General features: G+C 68.0%; 7 protein-coding genes. 3 read left to right on the forward strand and 4 right to left on the reverse strand.

Features of this window, described 5'->3' with window-relative positions; all coding sequences use genetic code 11:
• Nucleotides 1-253 precede the first annotated feature (253 nt).
• Together D471_RS0118095 and D471_RS0118100 are read left to right on the forward strand one after the other, a co-directional pair.
• Nucleotides 254-1,279, forward strand: coding sequence for an ABC transporter permease (locus D471_RS0118095; protein ID WP_017599919.1), 1,026 nt, complete (start codon nucleotides 254-256; stop codon nucleotides 1,277-1,279).
• Nucleotides 1,280-1,364: 85 nt separating this feature from the next.
• Nucleotides 1,365-3,167, forward strand: coding sequence for an ABC transporter substrate-binding protein (locus tag D471_RS0118100; protein WP_026127840.1), 1,803 nt, complete (start codon nucleotides 1,365-1,367; stop codon nucleotides 3,165-3,167).
• A 64-nt stretch (nucleotides 3,168-3,231) separates the two neighbouring features.
• Here the strand turns inward: D471_RS0118100 and D471_RS0118105 are convergent, their stop codons facing one another.
• A complete protein-coding gene (locus D471_RS0118105; RefSeq protein WP_017599921.1) occupies nucleotides 3,232-3,483 on the reverse strand; it encodes a DUF397 domain-containing protein in 252 nt (83 codons plus the stop codon).
• Nucleotides 3,484-3,487: 4 nt separating this feature from the next.
• The gene (locus D471_RS0118110) at nucleotides 3,488-4,333 is read right to left on the reverse strand and encodes a helix-turn-helix domain-containing protein (RefSeq protein ID WP_017599922.1); all 846 of its coding nucleotides are present in this window, start codon (nucleotides 4,331-4,333) and stop codon (nucleotides 3,488-3,490) included.
• A gap of 191 nt (nucleotides 4,334-4,524) precedes the next feature.
• Between D471_RS0118110 and D471_RS0118115 the strand changes: the two genes are divergently transcribed.
• Nucleotides 4,525-4,854, forward strand: coding sequence for a hypothetical protein (locus tag D471_RS0118115; RefSeq protein WP_017599923.1), 330 nt, complete (start codon nucleotides 4,525-4,527; stop codon nucleotides 4,852-4,854).
• Between the two features lie 79 nt (nucleotides 4,855-4,933).
• On the opposite strand, the gene D471_RS0118120 is transcribed toward D471_RS0118115, so the two are convergent.
• On the reverse strand, nucleotides 4,934-5,518 hold the full coding sequence (locus D471_RS0118120; RefSeq protein ID WP_017599924.1) for a GNAT family N-acetyltransferase: 585 nt from the start codon (nucleotides 5,516-5,518) through the stop codon (nucleotides 4,934-4,936).
• Between the two features lie 18 nt (nucleotides 5,519-5,536).
• Nucleotides 5,537-6,163, reverse strand: coding sequence for a hypothetical protein (locus D471_RS0118125; RefSeq protein WP_017599925.1), 627 nt, complete (start codon nucleotides 6,161-6,163; stop codon nucleotides 5,537-5,539).
• Nucleotides 6,164-6,400 lie beyond the last annotated feature (237 nt).

Raw genomic sequence — 6,400 nt, forward strand, 5'->3', positions numbered from 1 at the left:
CGCCGCGTGACCGGCCGCCCTTCCACGGGTCGGGCCCCGCGGTTCGCGGAGCCCGACCCGTTCCGTGCGGTCATTCGGCCGAGCTGAATGAATCTACGTCGTAAAGGTGGCTGACGGGGGTCGCCTCCACCGCCGCCCCCAGCAGACCGCCGCGCACCACGACACCCCCGACGGCGCGGCCGCTGGAAAACCCGCGCACACCTCGGGCAGTCTGTCCGTAGTCGTTCGACCACAGACAGAGAGCAAGGTGGGCATGGCCGCGCCGTTGGACGCGCCGGAGTCGTCCCAGCACGCCGAACCCGAGGAAGTCGTCGCCCGGGGGACCGACACCGCGAGCAGGTCGCTGCGCCAGATCGCCTGGCGGCGCTTCCGCAAGGACAAGGCCGGGATGGCGGGTGGGATCACCGTCGTCGTGCTCATCCTCGTCGCCCTGTTCGCCCCCCTGCTCACCGCCTGGTTCGGGTACCCGCCCAACCAGTTCAACCAGAGCCTGGTCGACCCCCTCACCGGCGGCGTCCTGCTGGACCCCGCACAGCCCGAACTCGGCCTCGACCCGTGGGGCGGCATCAGTCTCGACCACCTGCTCGGCGTCGAGCCCGTCAACGGCCGCGACCTGTTCAGCCGCATCGTCTACGGGGCGCGGACCTCACTGCTCGTCGCCACGGTCGCGACCGCGCTGTGCGTCGTCATCGGCACCGTCCTCGGTATCACCGCGGGGTACTTCGGCGGCTGGATCGACACCGTCATCAGCCGGGCCATGGACATCTTCCTGGCCTTCCCCCTGCTGCTCTTCGCCATCGCCCTGGTCGGCGTCATCCCCGACGGCGCCTTCGGACTGACCGGGAACAACCTGCGCATCGGCGTCCTGGTGTTCATCATCGGGTTCTTCAACTGGCCCTACATCGGTCGCATCGTCCGCGGCCAGACCCTCACCCTGAAGGAACGGGAGTTCGTGGAGGCCTCCCGGAGCCTGGGGGCGGGCAGCGCCCACATCGTCTTCCGCGAGATCCTGCCCAACCTCGTCACCCCCATCCTCGTCTACTCCACCCTGCTCATCCCCACCAACATCCTCTTCGAGGCCGCCCTGAGCTTCCTCGGTGTCGGCATCAACCCGCCCATGGCCACCTGGGGCGGCATGCTCGACAACGCCCTGCGCTTCTACACCACCTCACCGCACTTCGTCATCGTGCCGGGCCTGGCCATCTTCATCACCGTTTTGGCCTTCAACCTCTTCGGCGACGGCCTACGAGACGCCTTCGACCCCCGCTCCTCCGACTGACGGGTCCCCGAACCCGGCGCCCCCACGTTCCCGACCCCGGGCCGTGCTCCCGACGAGCCCGACAGGCAACCGACCAGGAGGCAAGGTGACCACCCACCACACAAGGACCGCGACACCGCACCGGAGGCGTCGTCGACGGGCGCTCGCGCCCATGGCCGTCGCGACGACGGCGGCGCTGATGCTGGCCGCGTGCGGCGGCGACGGAGGCGGCGTGAGCGAGGTGTCCGGCGCCGAGTTCAACGCCGGTGAGACGAGCATCGTCAACCCCTCGGACGCCACCGGCGGCACCCTGCGCTACGCCATCTCCTCCGACTTCGACTCACCCGACCCGGGCAACACCTACTACGCGTTCAGCTGGAACTTCTCCCGCTACTACGCGCGCACGCTGCTCACCTACACCGAGGCGCCGGGGGAGGAGGGCACCGAGCTCCAGCCCGACCTGGCCGAGGCGATGCCCGAGCCCAACGAGGACGCCACCGAGTGGACCGTGCGCATCAAACCGGGCCTCAGGTACGAGGACGGCACGGAGATCACCGCCCGAGACATCAAGTACGCGATCGCGCGCAGCAACTTCGGTCCCCAGGCCCTGCCCAACGGTCCCAAGTACTTCCAGGGTCTGCTGGCCGACAGCGAGGACTACGAGGGTCCCTACGCGGGTGACGGCGACCCGCTGGAGGGCTTCGACGGCATCGAGACCCCCGACGACCACACCCTCGTCTTCCGTCTCAACAAGAGCTTCTCGGAGTTCCCGTACGTGCTCATCCAGCCGCAGACGGCGCCCGTCCCGCCGGACGCCGACCGCGGCGAGCAGTACCAGAGCCACGTCGTCTCCTCGGGGCCCTACAAGTTCGACGGGGACTACCGTCCGGGCGTGTCCCTCAACCTGGTCCGCAACGAGGAGTGGGACGCCGGCACCGACCCGACCCGCCGGGCCCTGCCCGACCGGATCGAGGTGCGCATCGGCGTCGACCAGAACGAGATCGACCAGCGCCTCGTCAACGGGGAGCTCGACGTGGACCTGGCCGGGAGCGGGGTCGGGCCCGCGATGAAGGGCACGCTCATCACGGACGACGCCGAACGCCCCAACCTCGACAACCCGCAGACCAACACCCTGCGCTACGTCAACGTCAACACCGTCGTCGAGCCCCTCGACGACCTGGCCTGCCGCCAGGCGGTGCTCTACGCCGCCGACCGCGACTCCCTGCAGCGCGCCTGGGGCGGGAACACCGGAGGCGACATCGCCACCCAGATCATGCCCGCCGCCCTGCCGGGGGCCGACCCCGAGATGGACCTCTACCCGTCCGAGGACGACAAGGGCGACCTGGACATGGCACGGCAGAAGCTGGAGGAGTGCGGTCAGCCCGACGGCTTCTCGACCGCCATCGGCGCCCGCGCCGACCGGCCCTCGGACGTGGCCACCGCCGAGGCGCTCCAGCAGTCCCTGTCACGGGTGGGGATCGACGCGGAGATCAAGCAGTACCCGTCGGACACCTACACCAACACCCAGGCGGGTTCGCCGGACTTCGTGCACGCCAACGACCTGGGGCTGACCGTCTACGGCTGGGCTCCGGACTGGGCCAGCGGCTACGGGTTCATGAGCAAGATCCTGGACGGGGACGCCATCCGGGAGGCGGGCAACGCCAACATCTCCGAGCTCGACGACCCGCAGATCAACGAGTGGTTCGACGAGGTCGTCACGATCGAGGACCCGCAGGAGCGCGCCGAGATCTACCGCCGGATCGACGAGCGGGCGATGGAGCAGGCCGCGATCCTGCCGGTGGTGTTCGAGCGGACGGTGCTGTACCGGCCGCCGAACCTGACCAACGTGTACTACCACGCGGGCTACTCGATGTACGACTACATGTCCCTGGGCACGACGAGGGAGTGACCCCGCGGTGACCGGGTGAGTGGACCGCCGTCCCGGCCAGCAGCGGCCGGGACGGCGGTCTCTGTCAGTGGGTCTCGACGCCCGCGACGAACGCGCGCCACTCGCGGGCCTCGAAGAGGAGGTGGAGGGCGTCGGGGTGCTTGGAATCGCGCACCGCGACGTGGCGGGGGAGGTGCGCCGCCTCGACGCAGTCGGACACCGTACCGCTGTAGCTGCTCTTGAACCAGCTCGGGTTGGACACCGCGACCTCTACGCAGTTGGTCTGCGTGCCGCTGTAGCTGGCTTTGAACCATACGACGTTCAGCGGAACCATCATTGGGTCACGACTCCTTGTACTCGTGGGCGATCTCTGTCAAGAACCTTGTCGATTCATCTGGGCTCAGGGCGATGTCTCGAAGCATGGCTGCGTCCTGGAGGTAGACATCTGTGTCTTCGGACTCGTCCAAGAACGCACCTGACCGCTTGTTCTCAATGTGGACGATAGTTCGAGCCTTCGCGAACTCCAGGAGAAGGAAGGGGCCATCAAGCCCGGTGTGCTCACCCTGCGCGAATGGGATGACCTGGATCGTGACGTGTGGCTTCTGGGCTGCCTGAACGAGCCGATCGATCTGATCGGCCATGACACTCTTGCCGCCAACATGACGGCGGAGGACCGCTTCATCCAGAATCGCGTGAAACGCTGGCGGATTCTCTCGCGTGAGGATTGACTGGCGGCCAACGCGGGTCGTCACCAACGTCTCGGCTCTTGCTGCGGGAATCCTTGCGGCCGACAGGAGTGCCCGTGTGTAGGCGGGGGTCTGCAAGAGCCCTGGGATGTTGCTGAGTGAAAACGACGTGATCCGTGTGGCTTGCTGCTCGAACCCTATGAGCGCCGTCAGTTGTTTGGGGAAACCCGCGTCGTCGGTTTCCCACCAGCCAGGCTTGTCGACCTCTCGGGCCATGTCGATGAGGCGCTCGCGTGTGTCGCGGGGCGCATCGTAGATCACCATGAGGGCGGCGACCTCTTCGGAGGTCACCCCACGATGTCCCGTCTCGATTCGGCTCACGGTGGCTACGGACCACCCCATGCGCTTGCCAGCGTTGACGAGAGTGAGTCCGGCCAGCCGCCTGAGTTCCCGGAGCTCAGCGCCAAGGCCTCGGGCACGCACGGTCGCCTTCCTAGGCACGTGGGACCTCCTTATCCCTGACCGAGGATGCCAGATCCTGCGGTGCTTGCGGAGAGTTGTCCACAGATCACTTGACTAATTTACGGTTACCTCTAGATTTTACTGTAAATTATGTGGTGGGCAACACAGTGTGCTCCTGTGGCCAACGTGCTGCCACACCACGTACCCCTCGATCGCTCTGCGGAGGAACGATGGAACACAAGTCGATCTCGGCCGTCCTAGCGGAGAACGCGCTCGACGACGCGGTGACCGCGATGTGCCTGGAGTCCAGGCCCCGCCTCTTCGCCCTGGCCAGGATGGACTACGAGGTCGAGGACGCCGAGATCATCGCCTGGCTGCTCGTCTGGGACGAGCGGATCGTCGTGCAGCGGTGCGGCTTCCGCAACGTGAACAGCTACGAGACCCGCGCGGACTTCATGGCCGTGTACGGGCCGCGTCTGGAGAACCGGACGTACAAGCTCGTGTCGATGGACGGTCGCCCCATGTCGGACGGCATCCCCCGCCGGGACACGATCGGGTAGCCACGCGTGAAACGCCCCCGAACAAGCGGAACCGGTTCGGCCCTAAACGAAGTAGGGCCGAACCGGCCTGAATTCGAGCCTATCCCCTTCGTGCCGCGAACGTCCCGCCCGGGGCGGGACGCCCGCCGAGCCACTCATCACGCAGAACCGCCCACACCTCGCTGTCATGGCGCACACCCCCGACCGCGAACGCCTGCCGCAGCGTCCCCTCCCGACGCATCCCGAGCCGCTCGGCGATCGCCCGCGTCTCCGCGTTGGCCGGGCTCGTGCGCATCTCGACTCGGTACAGGCCGCGCGTCCGTAGCGCCCAGTCGGTCATCGTCCACAACGCGCGCGTGGCCAGCCCCCTGCCCCGTGCGCTCGGAACCACCCACACCCCGACCTCGCACACGCCGAGCCGCGCGTCGAAACTCCGGAACAGCGCCCCACCGACCAGTTCACCACCCTCCCAGATCCCGAGGTAGCGGCCGGTGTCGTGCGCCTGCCGGTCGGCGTAGTCCTGGAGGAGGCGGCGTGCACTGGGCAGGTCGACGACCCGATGTGCGAGGTGGGTCCACGCCGCCAGTCGTTCGCGCGCCGAGTCCACACAGCGCAACAGTTCGGCGGCGTTCCACGGCTCCAGCGGACGGAGTTCGGCCTGGTCGTCCAGCCAGTACGAGAACATAGCCCTTCCTTCACCCGCTCAGGCGGTGCTCTTGACCGGGAAGACACGAACGAGATCGGCGTAGACCGAGGCGGCGTCAGTGGCGGGAACCGGTCGCCCGAGGGGCTCGGCGAACACGTCGCGACCGTCGTCTCCCGGCCCGGCCGCGAGCACGTCCAGGATCTCCGGAACCTTCGCGGCGAGGAACGTCCCCTCCTTGCTCGGAATCGCGTTGCGCAGGGAGAAGAACGACACCGGGGGCGGCGTCATCGGCTCCCCCTTGCTGTCGGTGAGCCGAACGCCGGTCCAGAAGCGTCCAACCATGAGCTGGACGGGTGCGTACAGGTTGCGTGCCACCCACGCGGGCCACTGCATCAGCCGTCGTGCGGAGTCTTCGCTGTCGGGGCCGAGGACCGCGATGTTGCGGCAGGCCAGAGGTCCTGAGATCCGTCGCTCCCGGCGAAGCAGTTCGGCGGTGTCGGCCAGCGTCGCGAACAGGTCGGCCTCGTCGCCGGGCCGCGCCTCCACGGCCGTCCAGGTCGTCAGACCCTTGTCGACGGACGGGCCGAGGTAGGGGCAGCGGCGAATCATGTCGCGTTGGTGCTCGGCCAGGCCCGGATGGATGTCGCCGGGGTCCGTGGTCTCGGGGGAGAGGTGGCGGATCAAGGTGTCCCTCGCTGTTCGTCTCACGACGGCGGGGCGGCGAAGGACCGCCACCCCGCCCAGTGCCGCGTACGAGCGGCGCTTGGTCGGTCAGTCGTCCTCGTCGTTGGTGGTCGGGGTGCAGTCCCATGCGGTGACGAGCGGAACGCCGTTCAGGTAGTCGCGGCGGAGCGCGGTGTCGACGGAGCCGTCGGCGGTGGCGAACCAGACGGCGGGGAGCCGCCCGAACCGCTCGTGGTA

It is taken from the genome of Nocardiopsis lucentensis DSM 44048 (assembly GCF_000341125.1).
Taxonomy (GTDB): domain Bacteria; phylum Actinomycetota; class Actinomycetes; order Streptosporangiales; family Streptosporangiaceae; genus Nocardiopsis; species Nocardiopsis lucentensis.

What these genes read in the sequence shown, in the direction of transcription:
- D471_RS0118115 (WP_017599923.1), top strand. Translation starts at nt 4,525, where the DNA reads ATGGAACACAAGTCGATCTCGGCCGTCCTAGCGGAGAACGCGCTCGAC.
- D471_RS0118120 (WP_017599924.1), bottom strand. Translation starts at nt 5,518, where the DNA reads ATGTTCTCGTACTGGCTGGACGACCAGGCCGAACTCCGTCCGCTGGAG.
- D471_RS0118105 (WP_017599921.1), bottom strand. Translation starts at nt 3,483, where the DNA reads ATGATGGTTCCGCTGAACGTCGTATGGTTCAAAGCCAGCTACAGCGGC.
- D471_RS0118095 (WP_017599919.1), top strand. Translation starts at nt 254, where the DNA reads ATGGCCGCGCCGTTGGACGCGCCGGAGTCGTCCCAGCACGCCGAACCC.